The sequence below is a fragment of the Bradyrhizobium sp. SZCCHNRI3052 genome (genome assembly GCF_032484895.1).
Lineage (GTDB): Bacteria > Pseudomonadota > Alphaproteobacteria > Rhizobiales > Xanthobacteraceae > Bradyrhizobium.
Window position 1 is genome coordinate 114991 of record NZ_JAUETW010000005.1, and the last position, 20340, is coordinate 135330.

Below are 20340 nucleotides of genomic sequence, written 5' to 3' on the forward strand. Positions count from 1 at the left end.
TGAGATGATGCAGGAGGTCGCCGATCCGATCATCCGCGTGCGTGACGTCACCGTGCAGTTCGGCAAGACGCGCGTGCTCGACGGGCTCGACCTCGACGTCAAGCGCGGCGAGATCCTGGGCTTCGTCGGTCCCTCCGGCGCCGGCAAGTCGGTGCTGACGCGCACCATCATCGGCCTCGTGCCGAAGCTGTCGGGCAACATCGAGGTGTTCGGCGTCGATCTCGACGCCGCCGATCGTGCCGGCCGCCGCGCCGTCGAGCGGCGCTGGGGCGTGCTGTTCCAGCAGGGCGCGTTGTTCTCCTCGCTCACGGTGCGGCAGAACATCCAGTTCCCGGTCCGGGAGTATCTCAAGGTCTCGCAGCGTCTGCTCGACGAGATCATGATCGCAAAGCTGGTAATGGTCGGATTGCGGCCCGATGTTGCTGATCGTTTCCCGAGCGAGCTGTCGGGGGGCATGATCAAGCGCGTGGCGCTGGCACGCGCGCTCGCGCTCGATCCGGAGCTGGTGTTCCTCGACGAGCCGACCTCGGGGCTCGACCCGATCGGCGCCGGCGATTTCGACGAGCTCGTCCGGACCCTGCAGCGCACTTTGGGACTGACGGTTTTCATGGTAACCCATGATCTCGACAGCCTGTATACGGCGTGCGACCGCATCGCCGTGCTGGGCGACGGCAAGATTATCGCCGCGGGATCGATGGCCGACATGCAGGCCTCGGAACATCCGTGGCTCCGACAGTATTTCCACGGCAAGCGTGCCCGAGCCGTGATGGGGTAGCGCGACGCGCCCCAGGGACGATTTTTGTGAGCGGGAGTGGGGACTGCCGCGACAAAGTTGATGGGGTGGGTGCCGCTGTCCGGCGCCAACCGACAGTGCACGGAAGCGGGGGCCGGATGACCGCCGCGACGTGCCGGTACCGGAGTTGGTAATGGAAACGCGGGCGAATTACGTCCTGATCGGGTCGTTCACGCTGGCAGTGATTGCCGCGGCGATCGGGTTTGTCCTCTGGTTTCAGAGCCTGCACACGACCAAGCAGCGCAGCCCGCTGCGGGTCGTGTTCGAGGGGCCGGCCGCGGGTCTGCGCAACGGCGGCAGCGTCAACTTCAATGGTATCCGGGTCGGTGAGGTCATCTCGGTCAAGCTCGACAATCCGCGCCGCGTCGTCGCGCTGGCGATGGTCGAGAACAATGCGCCGATCCGCAAGGACACCCTGGTCGGGCTCGAGTTCCAGGGCCTGACCGGCGTCGCCGCGATCTCGCTGAAGGGCGGCGAGGAGGCTGCGCCGCCGCCGCCGCTCGACGAGGATGGCGTGCCGGTGCTGCGTGCCGATCCGACCCGGCTGCAGGACGTGACCGAAGCGATCCGAGCCACCTTGCAGAACATCAACAAGGTCGTCGCGGACAACCAGGACGCCGTGAAGAACTCGATCAAGAATCTCGAGGTGTTCACCCAGTCGCTGGCCCGCAATTCCGAGCGCATCGATGGCGTCATGAGCCGCGTCGACGGCATCATGGGCAAGGCCGATACCCTGATGCTCGGTCTCAACACGCTGGCCGGCGGCAAGGATGGCGGCGAGCTGCTCCTGACGGTGAAATCGATTCGGGAGCTCGCCGAGGATCTGGACAAGCGCTCCGGCGCGCTGATGGCCGATGGACGGCGTACGCTGTCCGACATCAGCCGCGCCGTGAACAATTTCGACCGCAATCCGACCCGGGTCCTGTTCGGGGCCAGCAACGCCAGCCCGAGCAACGCCCAGGCCTCGCAGCCCGCGCCCGCGGCGCCGGCGGCGACGGGGCGGCGGTGACGCGAGCGAGTTGCGAATAGGGAAGTAGCGAATAGGGGCGCGCGGCAGCGGACTGCGCTCCATCGCTGTCGCTATCCACCGCTGCTGGCTGGCTACGGAGCACGTCGCACGCCGTTGTGCCGGCGATGCGGGGCCCGGAACGGCCAAAGCCGAAAGCGCCTTCATTGCATCTCTAAACGCGAAGCGGAGGCCTCGTGGCCTCCGCTTGTTCTTCTTGTCGCAGCGCTGGTTCTACTGAACCCTTCGCTACTCGCTACTCGCTACTCGCTACTCGCTACTCGCTACTCGCTACTCGCTACTCTCCCATTCGCTCCCATCACGCCAGCCTTCCGGCGGCGTGGGCGAGCAGAGTGTAGACCAGCCCGGTCTCCGAGGTGAGCTGGGCACGCAGCGCCTGCGGATTGCGGTCGTCGCGTGCGACCTCGTCGAGCAGCCGCTCGAACTCGGTGATGTAGCGGTCCACCGTCTGCTTGAAGGTGCGGTCGGCGCGGTACTTGCGGGCGACCTCGTCGAACGCCTTCTGGCCGGCCGGGGTGTAGAGACGCTTGGAGAACGCCTTGGTCTCGCCGCGCTGGTAACGGTCCCACATCTCGGCCGCGAGATTGCGGTCCATCAGCCGGGCGATGTCGAGCGACAGCGACTCCAGCGGATTGCCCGACTGCTGCGCCGGACCGCGGCCACGCGGCGGCTGGGGCTGGCCGGCGGTGCTGTTGTCGGCCCGGTTGAGCAGGTCGGACAGCCAGTTGTCGCTGCGCTGATCGGCGACCGGACCCATCGGCGGCGCCTCGACCCGGCGTGGCTGCGGCGGCGGGGCCGGCGGCTGCATGCCGAGATCCGGCGGCGGCAGGTTGGCGACGCTGGTCGCAGCCGGCTCGCGCAGGCGCATGTCCGGCCGGCCGCCGACGGCTGCGGCGACGATCGGCTCTTCCTGACGGATCACGGCCGCTGGCGCCGCGACCGCGGCGGGACGCGACGCGCTGACCACGTCGAGACCGCGGCCGTGATGCGCGACGATCCGGTTGAGCTCGGCCAGCGCCTCGATCTGGTCGACGATGACCTTGCGCATCTGCGCCGTGCTCTCGGCGGCCTCCTGCGGCATCTCCAGCACGCCGCGGCGCAGCTCGTTGCGCGTCGCCTCGAGCTCGCGATGCATCTCGGCGGTCATCTGCTTCATGCTCGACACCAGCGTGGCGAACTTCTCCGCCGACTGCTTGAACATCGCATCGGCTTCCTGCGTGCTCTGCTGGTAGATCTCCTGCATCTGCGACGTGGTGAGGCGGCGTTCCTCCTCCGCGTTGGCGCGGATGGCCTCGAACTGGCGGCTGAGCGCGGTCGAGCCGGCCCCCGCCGTTTCCGCCACGACCCGGGCGATGTCGCGGGCGCGCTCCTCGGCGGCCGCCAAGGACTCGTCGAGCAGGGTGGTGAAGCGCGTCAGACGCTGGTCGAGATCGGCGGTGCGCAGATCGATGGTGGTGACCAGCGATTCCAGCGTCGTCTTGCGATCCGAGATCGAGACGGTCGCATCGCGGTTGCTCTGCTCGACGATGGCCGCCGCCTCGATCAGCGCCTTGCCATGCGCGTCGAACTGGCCGGACAGCGAATTGAGATCCTCCAGCGCCCGCGAGGTCTTGGAGTTGAACACGTTGAGCTGGTCCTCGAGCGTCTGCGTCGCGGTGCCGTTGCGCGCGGTGACGTCGTTCATCGCGGTGACGAAGTCGGCCACCCGGGTGACCAGCGCCCGCTCCAGCGAGTTGAGGTTGTCGTGGGCGCCGGTCAGGACCTCCTGCAGCAGGATGTTGCCCTCGCGCAGACGTTCGAACAGGGCGACCGTATCGGTGCGCAGGATCTTGCTCGTCTCCTGCATCTCGGTGACCGCGGCCACCGAGACCTGGCGCGACTGCTCGATCGCCGCGCGCGAGGCCTGCTCCAACTCCTTGAGCGACTTGGTGATCGCGGTGGTCGCGAGCTCTCCCGCCGAGGTGATGGTGCGGGCGACCTCGGAGCCGTTGCCATTGACGCTCTGGGCGAAGTTCTGGCCGCGGACCTCGATCGCCTTCAGCGCGTCGGTGGTGACGCGATCGATCTCGATCGTGAGCTGGTTGGTCTTCGAGTTGAGTGCCTCCACAAGGGTGCCGCGCTTGCCGTCGAGCATCTGCGACAGCCGCTCGCTCTGCTGCTGCACATAGGTGACGATCTCGTCGGTCTTGCCGGTCATGGCCGAGCCGAACGAGTTGCCGGCGGCGAGCACCGAGCGCTCGATCTCGGTCGAGGTCGACTTGACCCGCGTGGAGACCTCGTTGGAGGCGGCGACGAGCGCGCTCTGCGCATTGAGCGCGCTGCTCTGGATCGCATCGGTGGTGTTCGCCGCGACGGAATTGATGACGCGCTCGATCTCCGACGACATCGCCTTGAGCTGGCCCGCGGTGTCGGTGGAGGTGGCGGTCAGCAGGTTCTGTGCCTCGCGCGCGCCGCCGACGATCACCGCGACCGTCTCGGTCGTGGTCGTCGTCAGCACCGCCTGGGCTTCGCGTGCGCTGCCGACCAGGGTGGCCGCGGTGTCGGCCGACGTGGCGGTCAGCGACATCTGCGCCTGGCGCGCGCTGTTGAGGATCGAGGTCGCGGTATCGGCGCCGACGGACGACAGCGTCCGCTCGACGTCGACGGCCAGCGACTTGACGTGCTCGGTTGCTTCCGTCGAGGCGGTGACGAGCTTCGACTGGACGTCGCGGGCGCTGTCGACGATCGCTGCGGCGGTGCTGGTTCCGACCGCGGCGAGCGTGCGCTCGACGTCGGCCGCCAGCGACTTGACGTGATTGGCCGCTTCGGACGAAGCGCTGATCAGCGTGCTCTGCGCTTCCCGGGCGCCGCCGGTGATCGTTTCCGCGGTGGTCGTCCCCGCGATCGACAGCGAGCGCTGGACGTCGACGGTCAGCGCCTTGACCTGTTCGGCCGCTTCGCTCGATGCCGCGAGCAGGGCATGCTGGGCATCACGGGCGCCCGCCGTGATGGCTTCGGCGGTTTCCGTCCCGGCACTGGTCAGCGAGCGCTGCACGTCGGCTGCGAGCGACTTCACGTGCTCGGCCGCGTTGGAGGAGGCGGACACCAGCGTGTTCTGGACCTCGCGTGCACCGGCGAGGATCGAGGCTGCCGTGGCCGAGCCGGCGGCCGTCAGCGCCTGCTCGACGTCGACGGCGAGCGACTTGACGTGGGTGGCGGCATCGGAGGAGGCGGACACCAGCGTGTTCTGGGCCTCGCGCGCACCGGCGAGGATCGAGGCTGCGGTGGTCGAGCCTGCCGCCGTGAGCGTGCGCTCGACGTCGGCCGACAGCGACTTGATCTGGTCGGCGGTCTCGCCGGAGGCCGCGACCAGCGTGGCCTGGGCCTCGCGCGCACTGGTCAGGACGGCCTCGGCCGCGCTGCTGCCTGCGCTCGACAGGGCACGCTCGACCTCGGCGGAGGTGTTCTTCAACTGCGATCCGACGTCGGTCGAGACGTTGAGCAGCGCCTGCTGTGCCGAGCGGGCCCCGGTCTGGATGGTCTCGCTGGTGTTGACCACGAGGTTGGTCAGCGCCCGCTCCGCATCTTCCACATGCGACTTGATGCTGGCGGACAGCAGCTCGGCGCGGGTCATCAGTTCGTCGCTCGCCTGGCGGCCGCTGCTCTCGATGCGGCCGGCCACCGCCTCGACGCGCGAGCCGAGCAGGTCCTCGAACTGCGACACGCGATGGTCGATGTCCTTGGCGATCGAGCCGACGCGGGTCTCGATGCCCTGATGGATGTCCTGGAAGCGCGCGGTGACGGCTTCGGTCAGCTCGTAGCTGCGGCCGTCGATGATGTTCGACAGGCTGTGGATGCGCTGATCGATCGCTTCGAGCGCCTTGTCGGTGCCGTCGGTCAGCGAGGAGGTCAGAATGTTGAGGCGGGAATCGATCGACTGGATCGCCTGCGCCGAGCCGTCGGTCAGCGAGGAGGTCAGCACGGTCAGCCGCGAGTCGATCGCGTGCAGCACCTGCGCAGCGCCGTCGGTCAGCGAGTTGGACAGAGTGCCGAGGCGGCCTTCGATCGTCGAGGTCACCGAGGTCGCACGGTTGTCGAAGTTCTCCTCGAGCGACTTGAGGCGGCCCTCGACGCTGTCGTCGAAGGTCTTGATCTTCGCATCGAGCGAGGTGTCGAGGGTGGTGATGCGGGCCTGCAGATTGGTCTCGAACTGGTTCAGCCGCTGATCCAGCGTCGCCGTGATCTCACCGCTGTTGGACGACAGCCGCGTATCGAACGTATCGACATAGGACTTGAGATTGTCGGAGATTTCCTGGGTCCGCTGGCCCATGCGCTCGACGATCTCGCCGCCATAGGTCTTCACCGTGCGGTCGAATTCGGTGATGTGCCGGGTGATCAGCGCGCCCAGCGTCGAGCTGTCGCGTGCGAAGCGCTCGGCGAGCTCGGTGCCCTGGTTCTTCACCAGCTCGTCGAAGGCGCTGATCTGGATCGACAGCGTGTCGTGGGTGCTCTCGGTCTGGCTGACGACCTTGGCGACCAGCGAATTGACGGTCGCATCGAGCGACTCGCTCGCCTTCTCGCCTGACGTGACGATGTGGCCGGACATGCGCTGGCTCGCCTCGTCGATCTTGGTGACAAGATCGCCGCTGCGCAGCTCGAGCTCCAGCAGGAGGGACTCGCCGGACGCCTTGAGCTGGTCGTGAACCTGCTCGGTTCGCACCGAGATGCCGTCGACGATGGCCGCCGTGCGCTGCTCGAACTCGCTGGTGATGCGGTCGATGCGCTCGTTGAGCATCTCGTGGACTCGGTCCGACAGGTCGGCAAACTCGTCGTGGACGTGGCCGGTCTTGAAATTGAGGCTGGTGGTGAGCCGCTCCGAGGCGTCGAGCACGGCGCGGGTGGTCTCGGCGCTGGCCTCTTCGAGCCGGTCGAGCAGATCGCCGCCGCGCTCGCCGAGCGCGAGGATCATGTTGTCGCCGGCGTTGCCGAGCGCGGCCGTGATGTGGGCGCCGCGCTCTTCCAGCGCGCCGGTGATGCTCTTGGCGACCTCGTCGACCCGCGAGGCGATTGCGTCCGAGATCAGCGCGATGTCGTGGCGAAGGTCGATCTGGACACCCGAGATGGCGCTCCGGACCTGCTCGGCCTGGCCGACGAGGTTGTCGCGCTGATGGGCGATGTCCTGGAGCAGGGCGCGGATGCGCACCTCGTTGTCGCTGTAGGCGCGCTCGAGCGCCGCAACCTCGTTGGCGACCAGCATCTCGAGCTCGCCGGCACGCGCGATCGCGCGCTCGACGCCGTCGCCCATCGCCGCGACCTCGCGGCGGATGGCCTGGCCGACGGTCACGATGGAATCGCTGACGGCGCCTTCCGGCTCGGAGAAGCGGATCGCGACCTGCGCCATCGACTGCGCGATCATGCGCAGCTCCTGGCCGCGCCAAGCGAGGCTCGCGAGGAAATAGAACAGCAGAACCGGGGCAAAGAACACTGCGGCGAGGCCTGCCATGACCAGCACGCCGCCGCTCTGGCCGATCAGGGTCTGCAAAGCGGGCAGGAAGCCGATGGTCAGCAGGACGCAGCCGACGATCCAGATGCCTGCAAAGGCGGTTGCCAGCGTGTAGACGCCGCGTGACGGGCGGCCCTTTTGGATCGCCTGCAGCAATTGGCCGATGGTCTCGCGGTCGTCGTTGGCCGGGCGGCGCGCGGCGAGCGGCGGCGGCTCGATCTCGTCAAGGCTGCTGCGGTCGATGCCCGGACGCGAGTCGAACGAATCCAGACTGGACACGCCGTTCGGCATGACGGGCGGAGCCCCGTCGGCGTGGACCGAGCTCTGCGAGTCCGTGGGCGCGGACGAATCGCTGATGTTCAAAGCCTCCTGAATGGCGGACAGCGCAACTTCAGTCGGGTCTTTGACCTTTTTCGGAGTGTTCGCCATGTTGAGTCCGAGCCCTCGTCTTAATTTCGATCCGGCGAGCCGCGTACGAGTGCCCTCTCGCAACGCTCGAACCGGACGTCATCCCTCGCAGGCACCAGGGGTGGCAAATTCCGCCAGGTGACCCACTCCATCCGGGCATCATCCTATTGGCTGTGCCTGTTGAAAGAAATGGCCGTGGTTAAGAGATTCTTAATCATCGTTAACAGCAGCCGCCGTTAACACTCTAGAAGTTCTGCGAATTCCCGTTTCTGCCGTGATTGGGGCGGAGCCGGGCCCAAATCGCGGCAAACCCGCGGCAATTGGGCCGGTAACAATGCATTAACCATTGTCGTGCTTGGCTTACCACAGGCGCGCGCGGCGCGCCCGGACCGGATTGCCGCCATGATTCCCGACCTTTCACGGATCGAATGGATGCCCTCGCCCCCGCTGGTTCCCGATGACGGGCCGATCAGCCTGGACCTGCTGCGCCGGATGACGCTCGGCGACAGCGCGCTCGAGCGCGAGGTGCTCGCCATGTTCTCCAGCCAGGCCGTCCGCCTGCTGGAGCGGTTGCAGGTGATGCCCGAGGACGCCGCCACCGTCGCCCACACGCTGAAGGGCTCGGCCCGCGCCGTCGGCGCGCTCGACGTCGCCGACGCGGCGGAAGGGCTCGAAGCGGCGCTGCGGGCGGGCGACCCCGCCGATGCGCTGGCCTGGCTCGGCACGGCGATCGCGCAGGCCCGCGCGGCGATTTCGGAGATGCTCGGCGCGGCCTGAGCGGCCGGCGGCAGCACTAGCGCGGAGCGGAGCGGTCCGTTATAGGACAGCCCGACCTCATTCCCTGCGCAGCACGAGCACACATGGCCAAGATCACCTTTGTCGACCATACCGGCGAATCCAGAACCGTTGAGATCGAGAACGGCGCGACCGTGATGGAAGCGGCGATCCGTAACGCCATTCCCGGCATCGAGGCCGAATGTGGCGGCGCGTGCGCCTGCGCGACTTGCCATGTCTATGTCGACGAAGCCTGGCGCGAGAAGGTCGGCCCGCCGACCCCGATGGAAGAGGACATGCTCGATTTCGGCTACGATGTCCGGCCGAATTCCCGTCTTTCCTGCCAGATCAAGGTCTCCGACGAACTCGACGGCCTCGTCGTCTCCACCCCCGAGCGTCAGGCCTGACCGTTCGCCTCGCGCCCTCATCGTCGCGCTTCGGCTGATCGCCGCCAGGCCTATGCCGGCGGCGCGATCGCCATGCCGCGGCGGACCCAGGGCTGTAGCGCAGCAACGAGATTCGGCGTCAGCGGCGCCGGTTTGCGCGTCACCTCGTCGATCAGGACCATGACCGCGGTGGCCGACGCCACGCAGCGCCCGTCCGAGAACACGACCTGCTCGCAGGTCACCGACGTGCGCCCCAGCCTCACGACCCCCAGTCCCAGCTCGATCGTGCCCGGCCAGCGCAGCTCGGCCCGGAAATGCATGTCCAGCCGCACCATGATCCAGGCCAGCCCGTCCTGGGTCAGGCCATGGCGCGGGTCTTTCATCAAGGTCACCCGGCCGGTCTCGAAATAGGTCGCGTAGACCGCATTGTTGACGTGCTGGTTGGGATCGAGGTCGCCGAAGCGGACATTGTCCGTCAGCCGGTAGGGAAAGTCCTCCAGGCGTGGCGCGTGATCGCGGCGGGCCGTCTCTGTCACCGATTGATCTCCATCATTCATGTCCCCTTCAAACCCGGCTAAGCCCACCGCTGCAAGCCGCGCGCGAGGCAGGGGCGGCTTTTGTGCCTTCCCTGCGACCACACCAATGGCTACAAATTCGGAACCGCCATCTGCCGCCATCCGTCGAGCGGCGCCTCCAACGAGAAGAGCGACATGAGCGAAGCGATCAAGACCGATGTGCTGATCATTGGCGCGGGCCCTTGCGGACTGTTTGCCGTTTTTGAACTGGGGCTGCTCGACATCAAGGCGCATCTGATCGACATCCTCGACAAGGTCGGCGGCCAATGCGCCGAGCTGTATCCGGAGAAGCCGATCTACGACATTCCCGGCGTGCCGATGGTGACGGGGCAGGGCCTCACCGATCAATTGATGGAGCAGATCAAGCCGTTCAGTCCGACCTTCCATCTCGGCGAGATGGTCGAGAAGGTCGAAAAGATCGGCGATCCCGGTTTTCGCGTCACCACCGATGCCGGCAAGGTGTTCGAGTGCAAGGTCGTGGTGATCGCGGCCGGGGGCGGCTCGTTCCAGCCCAAGCGCCCGCCGGTGCCGGGCATCGAGGCCTATGAAGGCACCTCGGTATTCTATGCCGTGCGCAAGATGGAGCAGTTCCGCGACAAGAATGTCGTCATCGTCGGCGGCGGCGACTCCGCGCTCGACTGGACGCTCAACCTGCACCCCATCGCGAAGCGCATCACGCTCGTTCATCGCCGCGACGACTTCCGTGCCGCGCCCCACAGCGTCGAGCAGATGCGCGCGCTCGTCGCCGGCGGCAAGATGGATCTGCGCATCGGCCAGGTGACGGCGCTCGAAGGCGCCAATGGCCAGCTGTCGGCTGCGACGATCAAGGGCAACGACAACGCGGTCGAGACCGTCCCCTGCGAGATGATGCTGCCATTCTTCGGACTGACGATGAAACTCGGTCCGGTTGCCGAGTGGGGCCTCGCGCTCGAGCACAATCTCATTCCGGTCGAGACCTCTGCCTTCGAGACCTCCGTGCCCGGCATCTTCGCGATCGGCGACATCAACACCTATCCCGGCAAGATCAAGCTGATCCTGTGCGGCTTCCACGAGGGCGCGCTGATGGCGCAGAAGGCGCACCGCTACGTGTATCCGGAGAAGCGGCTGGTGTTCCAGTACACGACGTCGTCGTCGAGCCTGCAGAAGAAGCTCGGCGTCAACTAATTTGTCGGCGGTATGGAACCTTCCGCCGCCGGACCAACTCAAATGTGAAGAAATGTTTCCTGCGCGTGCCGGTTTCACCGGCGCGCCAGACCTGTTATGGGGCTGGAACGATGCATGAAACGGCCGTACTGTGCGGCCATTCATTTTGTGACTTGGTCAAGGTGAGATGATGATGCGCAATGCGTTTCCCCGACTTCGGCTGGTGCCTGGTGTGACGAAGCTCGCGATCGGCGCGCTCGTCGTTGCCGGTGCTCTGCTGACGCGGCCTGCGCTCGCGGCTGAGCCGACCGCGGCCGGTCTGTGGCAGAAGGTCGAGGATGGCAGGCCCGTCGGCTGGTTTCTCTTCATCGACCACGACGGCGTGTTCGAGGGCGTGATCGCCAAGACGTTTCCGCGTCCCGGCGACAATCCGAACGAGGTCTGTTCGAAGTGCAGCGATGACCGCAAGAATGCGCCGGTGCTCGGCATCTCCTTCGTGCGCGACATGAAGCGCGAGGGCCTGAAATACGAAGGCGGCAACGTGCTCAATCCGCGCGACGGCAACATCTGGAAGGCCAATATGCGGGTCAGTCCGGACGGGCAGACGCTGATCCTGCACGGCTATCTCGGCATCTCGCTGTTTGGCAAGGACGAGACCTGGACCCGCCTGCCGGACAGCAACATGGCGCAGATCGATCCTGCGATCCTCGCCAAATATCTGCCCTCGCAGGCGACGACGGCAACCGGCCCCGCCACCAAGCAGGCGCCTCCGATGATGAAGAAGCCGGCTGCAGTCAAGTAGACTGCTTCCGAACTGCGACCGTCCTCGCTCCTGGCCGACAAGGGATCGCGATCTCGGACACCGCGTCGGCGAAGAGCTTGATCCAGACCAACCGCACCAACCGCGTGGTCGAGGACAAGGTCTCCATGATCATTCGAGCGTTGCTTGCCGGTGATCGTGCAGGCCATTGGCCGCAGCGGTCGGAATTCGACGAGGGAGCGATGCTGATGCTGCGTTGGATCATCGCGGGGAGCGCGGCCATCTCCATGATCCCGATCGCCGCTGCTCAGACCTATGAGTCCAATTATCCTGTCTGCCTACAAAGGTGGGAATGGGGTGGTAGCACCTATGTCGAATGCACCTATACGTCCTGGGATCAGTGTCGAAGGGCAGGCCGGGGCCTCGCGGCCATGTGCGTGAACAACCCATATTGGGTACAAGGACAATCAGGATCGCTTGGCGGTGGTCGCCGTCGATTTGCGCGCTGAGCGTTGGGACGTCGAGGCCGACACGTTCTTTCGAGGCGGCCCGGCTCTCCATCCGCTCCCAACTCCCCATGAGGCTCTGCAATCTCGCCGCTCCACAGCCTTTGTTCCTGAGCGCCCGCTCACGGAGGGCGTCCCGAAAGACGGTATGCGGAGCGGAGCGCTTCAGGCCGTTCTTCCTCTGCGATCCCTACCCGAATGGCCGACTACTGCCTCACCATGCCCGCCGGCGGCAGCGGCTGGCTGGTGACGTTGGGCTCGGCCGCATCGAGGTTGAGCACTTGCGCCGCGGCCGGAAAGGCGGCGTCGGCCATCGCGGCATGGCCCTCCGCCGTCGGATGCACGGCGCCGCCATAGACCGCGGACAGCACGCCCCAGCTCGCATCGTGGATGTCGGAGGGCTGCATCGCCGCCGGCAGCCCTTGCGGATAGGTCATCGCCGAGAAGTAGCTGTCGTTGGCATCGCGGATCCAGCGCGCGCGCGGCAGATAGGGACGATACTCGCTGGCGCCGCGGCCGCACAGCAGCGGCTCGTTGGCGGCGCTGACGATGTTCGGATCGAAGCTGGCGCCGTCGGCCGAAAAGCATTCGCGGTCGAACGGCGGATCCTGCGTCGAGCGGGCGCAGAAGCCGTGATCGGCAAACGCGGCCTGATGCGCATCGACGAAGGTCATGCGGTCGGCCTGCGGATCGCGGCACAGGACTCCCGCGGTACATTGCGCCAGCCCGCGCAGTGACGGCAGGAACTCGTTCTCGACGAAGCCCGCGACCTTGGCGAGCCGCTGCGGATTGGCATTGAACGATGGGTGGACCTCGAAACCGGCCGGACCACCCGGGCAGGGCGTGCCGGGGCCGCTCAGTGCCGGGTTGCCGTAGGAGGTGTAGATGACGTGCGAGAGGTCGCCGACCAGCGGCTTCAGCGCCTCGCGCAGCTTGGCAAAACCCTGCGGCAGGTCGCGCGCCAGCTCGCTGCGCGATTCCTCGACCGAGCCGATCACGCCCGAGCGCTTGAACAGCGTGCGTTCGGTCGGCGTATCGACGATGACGTCGGCGACGAGACCGGAGAAGTTGATGTCGTTGGCGCCGATCGACAGCAGAATCAGATCGAGCTTGCGGTCCGGCTGGCGACGCTTGGCCGCGGTCAGCGCCTCGCGCAGCTCGCCGAGCTGGCCGTTGACGCTGCCGGCGCAGGTGGTCGCGGCGCGGCCGGGCGTGCATTCGCGCGCGCGCTGGCTGCCGAACAGGCCGTCGGCGATGGTGGCGCCGGTGCAGGCGAGCGGCAGGTAGGTGACCGCGACGTGCGGATAGCGCACCGCGAGCGCCAGCGCCGTGCGGGTCTGGTAGCTGTAGAGCGAGCGATGGCAGGCCGCGTTGAGCCAGACCGCGCTGTGCTTCTGCCAGTTCTGCAGCGTGTCCGGCGCCTCGCAGGCGCGGCCGCCTTTGAAGCCGGCCCGGCTCGGCCGATAATATTGCGCGGTCGGGCCGCCGAGATAGGAGCGGAAGCAGAAGCCGTCGTCGGCGAGCGCGATCGGGCGGTCGGGATTGCCCTCGCCGGAGGCGATGCTGTCGCCGAGGCCGGCGATCAGGATGTCGCGGACCTGGATTCCGGTCGACACCTGCTGCGTGCCTTCCGGGCTGGCGACATCGACGGATGCGACGGTCTGGCGGCCGTAGCGGACGCGCAGGTTGACCGGTTCGGCGCAGTCGAATGTCGAGGTCTGCGGCCCGTCGCCGTCGTCGAACGACCACGCGCAGGTGGCGCCGACCGGGACCGGGCCGGTCAGGCGCACGGTGATCGGATGGTCGATCGGCGTGAGATAGCTTTCCTTGACGTTGTCGCGCGTGCACGGCTCGTTGATGCGGCCGGCGAGGTCGATGCAGAGCCGGTTGACGACGTTCCGGGCCCAGCCGCGGCCGTCGCTCTGCACCGCCAACGCCTGCTCGGCGGCGAGAATGGAGCGGTCGCGCGTGCTCTCGGTATGCAGCAGGAAGTCGCGCTCCTCCCGGAAGAGACGGAAGCGGTTGCGCACCTCCCAGCTGATCTGCAGCGGCGCTGCGCCGAACTGCGCGGCCGCCTCGGTGGCGGCGAGAGGGGCGAGCAGGCCGGCCAGGACGCAGGCGGCGAGCAGCGGACGAAGGGGCATTCGGGTCATGCGCAAGGATTCACGTCAGGGATGGGGCGGAAATAAGAGGATCGCACGCGAGTTCAACCGGTCGAGGGTCGAACCGTCGCGTCATCCGCGAGACGATTGCTGCTCAGCGCTGGGAGTGGCGCTTGATGCGCTGGGGAACCGCGGCGGGCGCCGTGGCCGCGGCGCGCTTGGCGGCGACCTCGTCCTCGCAGGCTGAGTTCAGCCGGCGCCGCTCCTGCCACGGCTTCACGACGTTCAGCCAGAGTTCCCTGATGCCCATGATGGAGATCGCCGTCGCGAACGGGATCACGAAATACAGCACGCGGAAAACGAGCAGGGTGGCCAGCAACTGCTCGCGCCCGAACTGCGGCAGCGCCACGAGCATCGCGGCATCGAACACGCCGATGCTGCCGGGCGCGTGGCTGGCGAAGCCGAGCAGGGTGGCGAGGATGAACACCACCGACAGCGACAGGAAATCGATCGGCGGAGCGGCGGGGACGAGGAGGTACATCGCCAGCGCGCAGAAGCCGAGGTCGACCACTCCGATCAGGATCTGCACGAGCGTGAGCTGCGCCGAGGGCAGCACCACCTTCCAGCCGTTCTGGCCGAGCTGGCGCCGGTTCTTGCCGGCGGTCAGCCAGCCGAGATAGGCGAAGATCGCCCCCAGGATGCCGATCGCGATCAACTGGTTCACCGCCGGGGGCAACTGGTCCATCGCGGTGGCGGCGGCCGGATGCAAGGTCATACCGATGCCGAGTACGAACAGATTGCCGAGCCAGAAGGTCAGGCCTGACAGGAAGCAGATCTTGGCGACGTCGATCGCGGACAGGCCGTAGTCGGAGTAGATCCGAAACCGGATGGCGCCGCCGGTGAACACGGTGGCGCCGATGTTGTGGCCGATCGAATAGCTGGTGAAGGCGCTCATCGCCGCGATGCGATAGGGCACGTGTTTCTTGCCAATCGTTCGCAGTGCAAAATAGTCATAGAAGGTCAGCGTGCAGAACGCGCCGACCACACACAAGGCCGCGAGGGCGATGTGACCGGGCGGGATTTCGGTGAGCGCGGTCAGGATGACGCCGGCATCGACGCCCTTCAGCGTGCGCACGAGTGTCGTGATCGCGAAGGCGATGATCGCAAGGCTCGCTGCAATCCCCAGCCGCTTCCAGCCGATCCATTTCTTGAAGCCACGCCCAAGCGTGGTCAGCAGGCGCTGCATTCATCCTCCCGGCGGGGCGGTACTAGATCTTGGAAAAGAGGCGAAACCATTGATCGATGGGGCGGGCAATTCGTGACAGCCTGTTCCTTATGCTAAAATGCGCGCCTTGTGCAGTCCTTGACACAGCTCAGCTCCGACCCATGCGGCGCGGGTCTGTCACACTCCGGTCACATAGCTGGCGGCCCGTCCGCCTCAATTCGGTCCAACTGGTCGCCCGCGCGGTTCACGAGAACCCTCGCCCCTGCGGTTCGGCAGGGCCGGTACGCCGGAACAACCGCCGTAGCCGCCGGTTAGCGCACAGCGAACATGGCGACGATCGGTCGGGGGAGGGACCTGCCATGTTCCGAACCGAGAGGACGTGAAACAAATGGGACTGTTCACCAAGGACATCAAGACGATGAACGATCTGTTCGTTCATCAGCTGCAGGACATCTATTACGCCGAGAACCAGCTCGTCAAAGCGCTGCCGAAGATGGCGGACAAGGCGACGGATCAGAAGCTCAAGCAGGGTTTTCTGACCCATCTCGACGAAACCAGGACGCATGTGAAGCGGCTCGAGCAGGTGTTCGAGATGCACGGCATTGCGCCCAAGGCGGTCGACTGTCCGGCGATCGACGGCATCATCGAGGAGGCCGAGGAGGTCGCCGGCGAGGTCGCAGACAAGACGGTGCTCGACGCCGCCCTGATCAATGCCGGTCAGGCGGCGGAGCACTATGAGATCACCCGCTATGGCAGCCTGATCGCCTGGGCCAAGCAGCTCGGCCGTAGCGACTGCGCCGCCGTGCTGCAGAAGACGCTCGACGAAGAGAAGGCGACCGACATGAAGCTGACCAAGCTCGCCGAGAGCGGCGTCAACCTGCGTGCTGCGAGCTGATCGCGTCACCAGAGCCGATGAGACAAAACGCCGCGCGGACATCCCGCGCGGCGTCGTCGCATCCGGATGCCGCGCGTCAGCTCTTACGCAACGCGAAATTGGCGCCGCAGAACGCCATCAGGGCGCCGAGGCAGAGCGCGGCGAGGCCGGCCAGCACACCCGAGGCCGATGGCACCGGGCTCGGGCCGGAGATCGCTTGGCCGATGCCGGCCAGCATCAGCACGCCGACCACGACCAGGAAGTTGCGCATCCGCTGCGGGATCTCGCCCGATACCGCGCTGTGCATGATGTTGGCGATGAAATAGCCCGAGGAGAAGCCGACGGTGGCGATCAGCCACCAGGCGATCGCCGATCCCGCCGGCATGAAGGCGCCGCTCTCGGTCTGCCACAGGCCGCCGAGATCGAGGCCGTAGCGGGCGCCGAGCATGTGCACCGCCAGCGCCAGCAGCACGCCGGCGGCCATCGCTCCGGCCAGGATCAGGTGGCGCGGAAAATAGATCGTTTCGCTCATGCTCCGTTTGTAGGATAAGGCGCGCGCCACACGCAACAGGACCGATCCATTTCCGAGCGCACCACCACGGCCGGCGATGATGCGATCCGCTACGCCTACAAGGCGTCGCTGATCGGGGCCGCGCACCAGTTCGAGCTGACCGGGCAGGGGCTGTCGTGGCGGTTCGCCGGCCGGACCGGCCTGTGGCCTTACGCCGACATCGCCGCGATCCGGCTGTCCTACCGACCGGTGTCGATGCAGGCGAGGCGTTTTCGGGCCGACATCACCCATCGCGATGGCCGCCGCCTCAGCATCATCTCCGTCTCGTGGCAGACGGCGGCCCTGATGGCGCCGCAGAGCGAGGCCTATCGTGCTTTCATCCTCGGCCTGCATGCGCGGCTCGCCTTCAGCGGCAGCAACGCGCGGCTGACTGCGGGCCTCGGCCGCTTCACCTACGGCGCGGCGCTCGCCGCGATTGCGCTGCTCGCCGTGGCGATGGCCGGGCTTCTGGTGCGCGCGCTCGTCATCGCCGAATGGTCGGGCGCGTTGTTCCTGATCGGCTTCGCCGCGCTGTTCGCCTGGTATGTCGGCGGCTTCATCACCCGCAACAGGCCGCGCAGCTACACGTTCACGGAGATTCCGGCCGCGCTGCTGCCGTGATCACGCAACCTCATCGCCGGTCACCGAATGTGATCATGCAGATTTCGCGCGCCATGCCAGACTGAGCGAGTCGCCTTCGGAGAGGACCGATGCAGGATCGCGCGCTGCGCAGACCGGATGACGCCGAGATCGCCGCGGTCAACGCGCGGCATTTCGCCGATACGCCGCTGCGGCCGGCCGATCTCCTGTTCGTGTTCGGGACCCGCGTCGACGAGGAGCTGCGTGCCGAGACGGCGGTGAAGCTGTGGCAGCAAGGCTACTTCCGCCACGCCATCGTCAGCGGTGGGATCACGCCGGGCGCTGATCTTTCGGAGTGTACGCTGATCAAGGCCGCCATGGTGGGGCGCGGCATTCCGGCCGAGCGCATCCTCGAAGAGCACCACGCCACGAATACCGGCGAGAACGTCGCGTTCGCTCTGCCGGTGATCGACGCCGCGCTCGGCCTCGCCAATGTCGGCAGCGTGATCTGCCTCGGCAACAGCTGGACCGCTCGGCGCTACGCGATGACCCTGCAGCGCCACTGGCCCGAAGTCGAGAAGATGCTGCTGACGGTCGATAGCTTCGGCGTACCGCGGCAGTTGTGGCACACCCATCCGGAGTTCCGCCGCCGCGTGCTCAGCGAATGGGACAAGATCGCGCCGTACAAGGCGAAGGGCTTCATCGCGGAGTGGCCGTGACGGGGTCACTCGCGGAATGCTAACGCGCATTGCGAAGCAGAAGCCTCTCGTGTCAGGAGCGCACGCGGATGGAGGCATAAGCCTCATCGGTCCAGCCAAACTCGCGTACGCAAACTATGTCGCAACCTTCCAGCTTGGCGATCGCAGTCGCTTCGACCGTAAAGTCTTCGCCCGCAAGTAACGTTGGACCGCGAGGAGCTGGAATTTTCCTCAGCGTGTGAGAAATCGCGCGGCTGGTCACGACCCCATCAGGGAATTTCAGGACAACGGCATATCTGCGCACTTGAGGGTTCGCAGAGAATTGCTTGGCCAGCTTCGGGCCAATGGCCTTCTTTATGGACGGAGTATCAGCCGCAACGTCATAGATAATAGCGGGCTTTAGTGGCATCTTGTCTCGTGCCAGATAGCACCAATTTGCGTCCCATCCGTATCATGCCACTGGTCGAATGTCGCGTTTGAATCTTATGGGGGGTCTTCGGGCGGCGACGAGGATGTCCGCTCGCGGGCTTGATCGGGAGTCGTCGTTTTGGGGACGGTGCCTTCGACCCGTTGGGTAATTCGTCAGCCTAGGCATGTTGAAAAACGAAGCAGGCATATCAATGCGTACCGCCCGACCACGCGATGATGCTCTCGACGAGAACGATACCGATAACAAGCTCATTGGGGTTTACAGCAGCGCTGCCGAGGCGGATGCCGCAAGAAAGCGCAAGCTTCAATTCGAGGGCTTTCGCGACTATCCCGATTGTTTCGTTGTCGACGAATATGTAGTCGATAGGGACGCTTGGAGCGAAGGGTTCGTCACCGGTGCCGCCGGCTGAGTGAGTCCGTGGGGTGGGCAAAGACGTCGTGTGGCGCAAGCCACGCGATGTTGTGCCCACCAAGCAACTTTTCGCGCAAGACGGTGGACACGGCGCGTTCAGATAGCACGGACAAACAGGCTGTCTCGGACGCGCCTTTGCCCACCCTACGCACTGTGGTGTTTGTCGCGAACCAAGTTCAATGACTCAATTTTTTGATGCAGATCGGTTGGCCATTGGGGACAGGAGTGCAATCCCAATCCGGACCAAATCCGGTATTCGGCTTAGAATTCGGAAACCAGTAGAAGCTGGAAACGAGAAGGCAAAGCAGAGCGAGGATGAACAGAATACCCAATACGTCACCGCGCCTTGGATAAGGCAGAGGCCATCTCATGAGAGTGTCCTCAGTCCGCATTTCGGTCGGGCAATAGGATCGAGAAACACCCAATGCGATAGCAATAGCTGCGAAGAGGGAATTGTTCTACGCGCAGTATGCGTTGGAGGAGGCCGCCACTCACGGCCTCACCACCAGCACCGAGCACTTCGCGTAGCGCACGACATGCCCGGCATTGCTGCCGAGGAAGTAGGTGCGCATCGCCGGGCGGTGCGAGGTCATCACGATCAGGTCGGCGTTGACCTTGGCCGCCTCCTCGAGGATCTCGTGATAGATGCCGCCCTGGCGTACCGTGTAACTGATGCGCTCGGCCGGGATGCCGGATTCGCGCGCCACGATCGACAGCGCTTCCTCGGCGGTCTCGCGCTGCTGCGCATCGAAATCGGCCGGGACGTATTCGGCGAGCATCACCGGCGTCATCGGCATCACGTTGAGCAGATGCACCGTGCCGCTCCAAGTCTGCGCCAGCGTGGCCGCGGTGGCGATGGCCGGCTTGGCGAGGTCGGTGTCGGCCAGATCGATCGGCACCAGAATCGAGTTGAACATCGAAGGTCCTCCTCTCTGTCCGCCGGCATTACGCGCCGGACCCGACCTGCCTGTCAATCGACCGAGCCGTGCTTGAGCAGCTTGGGCGTGACGAACCTCAGGAGATGGCCGCGGGTGAAGCTGATATCGCCCCAATCGTCGGTGTCGAAATCGAGCACCGCGAGTCCCGCGGTCGGCATGTTGCGCATCAGCTCGTGGCGGGCCTCGGAATCGCCCTCGCCGGTCAGCGCCAGCGCCAGCTCGTGCATGCCCGGATTGTGTCCGACGAGCAGGAGCTGCTTCGGATCATGCGCTGCCGCGAGCCGGATGTGATGCAGCATCTGCATCGGCTCGGCGCCGTAGAGCTCGGGAACGGTCTCGACCTGCGGGGCCGGGACGCGGTCCTTCATTGCCGCAAGTGCGAGGTCCCAGGTCTGCTGCGCCCGAACCGCGGTCGAGACCAGCACCAGCTCCGGCGCGGGCGGGTGGCTGGCGATGAAATCGCCGATCATGGCGGCATCCTGGTGCCCGCGCTCGTCGAGACGGCGGTCCTGGTCGCGGCCGGTCGGCGCGTCAGTCTCGGTCTTGGCGTGGCGCAGCAGCATCAATCGGCGCATGGAATTCCGTCTCGAATCGTTCAGGCTGGGTCAGCCTGTACCACGTCTCTTTATCGCCATTAAAAGCGTCATGACGTCCGGCGCAGGGTTCGCTAAGAAAACGC

Annotated in this window: 19 protein-coding genes; 11 read left to right on the forward strand and 8 right to left on the reverse strand. The window is 66.0% G+C overall.

Going from position 1 to position 20340, the window contains the following annotated elements; genetic code table 11:
• Positions 1–4: 4 nt before the first annotated feature.
• Positions 5–775 carry an ABC transporter ATP-binding protein gene (locus QW887_RS16330; protein WP_316194694.1) on the forward strand — a complete coding sequence of 257 codons (771 nt, stop codon included), beginning with the start codon at positions 5–7 and terminating at the stop codon, positions 773–775.
• 151 nt (positions 776–926) lie between these two features.
• Positions 927–1802 (forward strand): MlaD family protein, encoded by an 876-nt coding sequence (locus QW887_RS16335; RefSeq protein WP_316194695.1) that lies wholly within the window; start codon positions 927–929, stop codon positions 1800–1802.
• Positions 1803–2118: 316 nt separating this feature from the next.
• Here the strand turns inward: QW887_RS16335 and QW887_RS16340 are convergent, their stop codons facing one another.
• The gene (locus QW887_RS16340; RefSeq protein WP_316194696.1) at positions 2119–7731 is read right to left on the reverse strand and encodes a methyl-accepting chemotaxis protein; all 5613 of its coding nucleotides are present in this window, start codon (positions 7729–7731) and stop codon (positions 2119–2121) included.
• Positions 7732–8112: 381 nt separating this feature from the next.
• Here QW887_RS16340 and QW887_RS16345 point away from each other — a divergent pair, with 381 nt between their 5' ends.
• Both QW887_RS16345 and QW887_RS16350 read left to right on the forward strand, forming a co-directional pair.
• Entirely contained in the window at positions 8113–8487 is a 375-nt protein-coding gene (locus QW887_RS16345) for an Hpt domain-containing protein (RefSeq protein ID WP_315753165.1), read from the forward strand.
• Between the two features lie 83 nt (positions 8488–8570).
• Positions 8571–8891 carry a 2Fe-2S iron-sulfur cluster-binding protein gene (locus QW887_RS16350; protein WP_315707114.1) on the forward strand — a complete coding sequence of 107 codons (321 nt, stop codon included), beginning with the start codon at positions 8571–8573 and terminating at the stop codon, positions 8889–8891.
• Between the two features lie 50 nt (positions 8892–8941).
• Here the strand turns inward: QW887_RS16350 and QW887_RS16355 are convergent, their stop codons facing one another.
• Entirely contained in the window at positions 8942–9406 is a 465-nt protein-coding gene (locus QW887_RS16355; RefSeq protein WP_315753164.1) for a thioesterase family protein, read from the reverse strand.
• Between the two features lie 174 nt (positions 9407–9580).
• Here QW887_RS16355 and QW887_RS16360 point away from each other — a divergent pair, with 174 nt between their 5' ends.
• The 3 genes from QW887_RS16360 (at position 9581) to QW887_RS16370 (ending at position 11857) form a co-directional block, all read left to right on the forward strand.
• Positions 9581–10609, forward strand: a complete 1029-nt coding sequence (locus QW887_RS16360; RefSeq protein WP_315712687.1) for an NAD(P)/FAD-dependent oxidoreductase — start codon at positions 9581–9583, stop codon at positions 10607–10609.
• Positions 10610–10781: 172 nt separating this feature from the next.
• Complete coding sequence (locus tag QW887_RS16365; protein ID WP_315713622.1) at positions 10782–11390, forward strand: DUF2147 domain-containing protein; 609 nt, start codon at positions 10782–10784, stop codon at positions 11388–11390.
• A 77-nt stretch (positions 11391–11467) separates the two neighbouring features.
• Positions 11468–11857, forward strand: coding sequence for a DUF3551 domain-containing protein (locus tag QW887_RS16370; protein WP_316175788.1), 390 nt, complete (start codon positions 11468–11470; stop codon positions 11855–11857).
• A 203-nt stretch (positions 11858–12060) separates the two neighbouring features.
• Here the strand turns inward: QW887_RS16370 and QW887_RS16375 are convergent, their stop codons facing one another.
• Together QW887_RS16375 and QW887_RS16380 are read right to left on the reverse strand one after the other, a co-directional pair.
• The gene (locus tag QW887_RS16375) at positions 12061–14007 is read right to left on the reverse strand and encodes a hypothetical protein (protein WP_316175787.1); all 1947 of its coding nucleotides are present in this window, start codon (positions 14005–14007) and stop codon (positions 12061–12063) included.
• 103 nt (positions 14008–14110) lie between these two features.
• Positions 14111–15202 (reverse strand): YbhN family protein, encoded by a 1092-nt coding sequence (locus QW887_RS16380; RefSeq protein WP_315712684.1) that lies wholly within the window; start codon positions 15200–15202, stop codon positions 14111–14113.
• A 367-nt stretch (positions 15203–15569) separates the two neighbouring features.
• Here QW887_RS16380 and QW887_RS16385 point away from each other — a divergent pair, with 367 nt between their 5' ends.
• Positions 15570–16076 (forward strand): ferritin-like domain-containing protein, encoded by a 507-nt coding sequence (locus QW887_RS16385; protein WP_316175786.1) that lies wholly within the window; start codon positions 15570–15572, stop codon positions 16074–16076.
• Between the two features lie 76 nt (positions 16077–16152).
• Here QW887_RS16385 and QW887_RS16390 read toward each other — a convergent pair whose 3' ends face one another.
• Positions 16153–16587: a hypothetical protein gene (locus tag QW887_RS16390; RefSeq protein ID WP_315738812.1), complete on the reverse strand. Its 435-nt coding sequence runs from the start codon at positions 16585–16587 to the stop codon at positions 16153–16155.
• 48 nt (positions 16588–16635) lie between these two features.
• On the opposite strand from QW887_RS16390, the gene QW887_RS16395 reads away from it, so the two are divergent.
• Complete coding sequence (locus QW887_RS16395) at positions 16636–17226, forward strand: hypothetical protein (protein ID WP_410052611.1); 591 nt, start codon at positions 16636–16638, stop codon at positions 17224–17226.
• A gap of 89 nt (positions 17227–17315) precedes the next feature.
• Complete coding sequence (locus QW887_RS16400) at positions 17316–17903, forward strand: YdcF family protein (protein ID WP_316175785.1); 588 nt, start codon at positions 17316–17318, stop codon at positions 17901–17903.
• A 52-nt stretch (positions 17904–17955) separates the two neighbouring features.
• On the opposite strand, the gene QW887_RS16405 is transcribed toward QW887_RS16400, so the two are convergent.
• Positions 17956–18291, reverse strand: a complete 336-nt coding sequence (locus QW887_RS16405) for a hypothetical protein (protein ID WP_315828157.1) — start codon at positions 18289–18291, stop codon at positions 17956–17958.
• A gap of 184 nt (positions 18292–18475) precedes the next feature.
• Here QW887_RS16405 and QW887_RS16410 point away from each other — a divergent pair, with 184 nt between their 5' ends.
• A complete protein-coding gene (locus tag QW887_RS16410) occupies positions 18476–18721 on the forward strand; it encodes a hypothetical protein (protein WP_316169651.1) in 246 nt (81 codons plus the stop codon).
• Positions 18722–19214: 493 nt separating this feature from the next.
• Here the strand turns inward: QW887_RS16410 and QW887_RS16415 are convergent, their stop codons facing one another.
• Both QW887_RS16415 and QW887_RS16420 read right to left on the reverse strand, forming a co-directional pair.
• A complete protein-coding gene (locus tag QW887_RS16415) occupies positions 19215–19640 on the reverse strand; it encodes a universal stress protein (protein ID WP_315712676.1) in 426 nt (141 codons plus the stop codon).
• Positions 19641–19693: 53 nt separating this feature from the next.
• Positions 19694–20236 carry a histidine phosphatase family protein gene (locus tag QW887_RS16420; protein ID WP_315768218.1) on the reverse strand — a complete coding sequence of 181 codons (543 nt, stop codon included), beginning with the start codon at positions 20234–20236 and terminating at the stop codon, positions 19694–19696.
• Positions 20237–20340 lie beyond the last annotated feature (104 nt).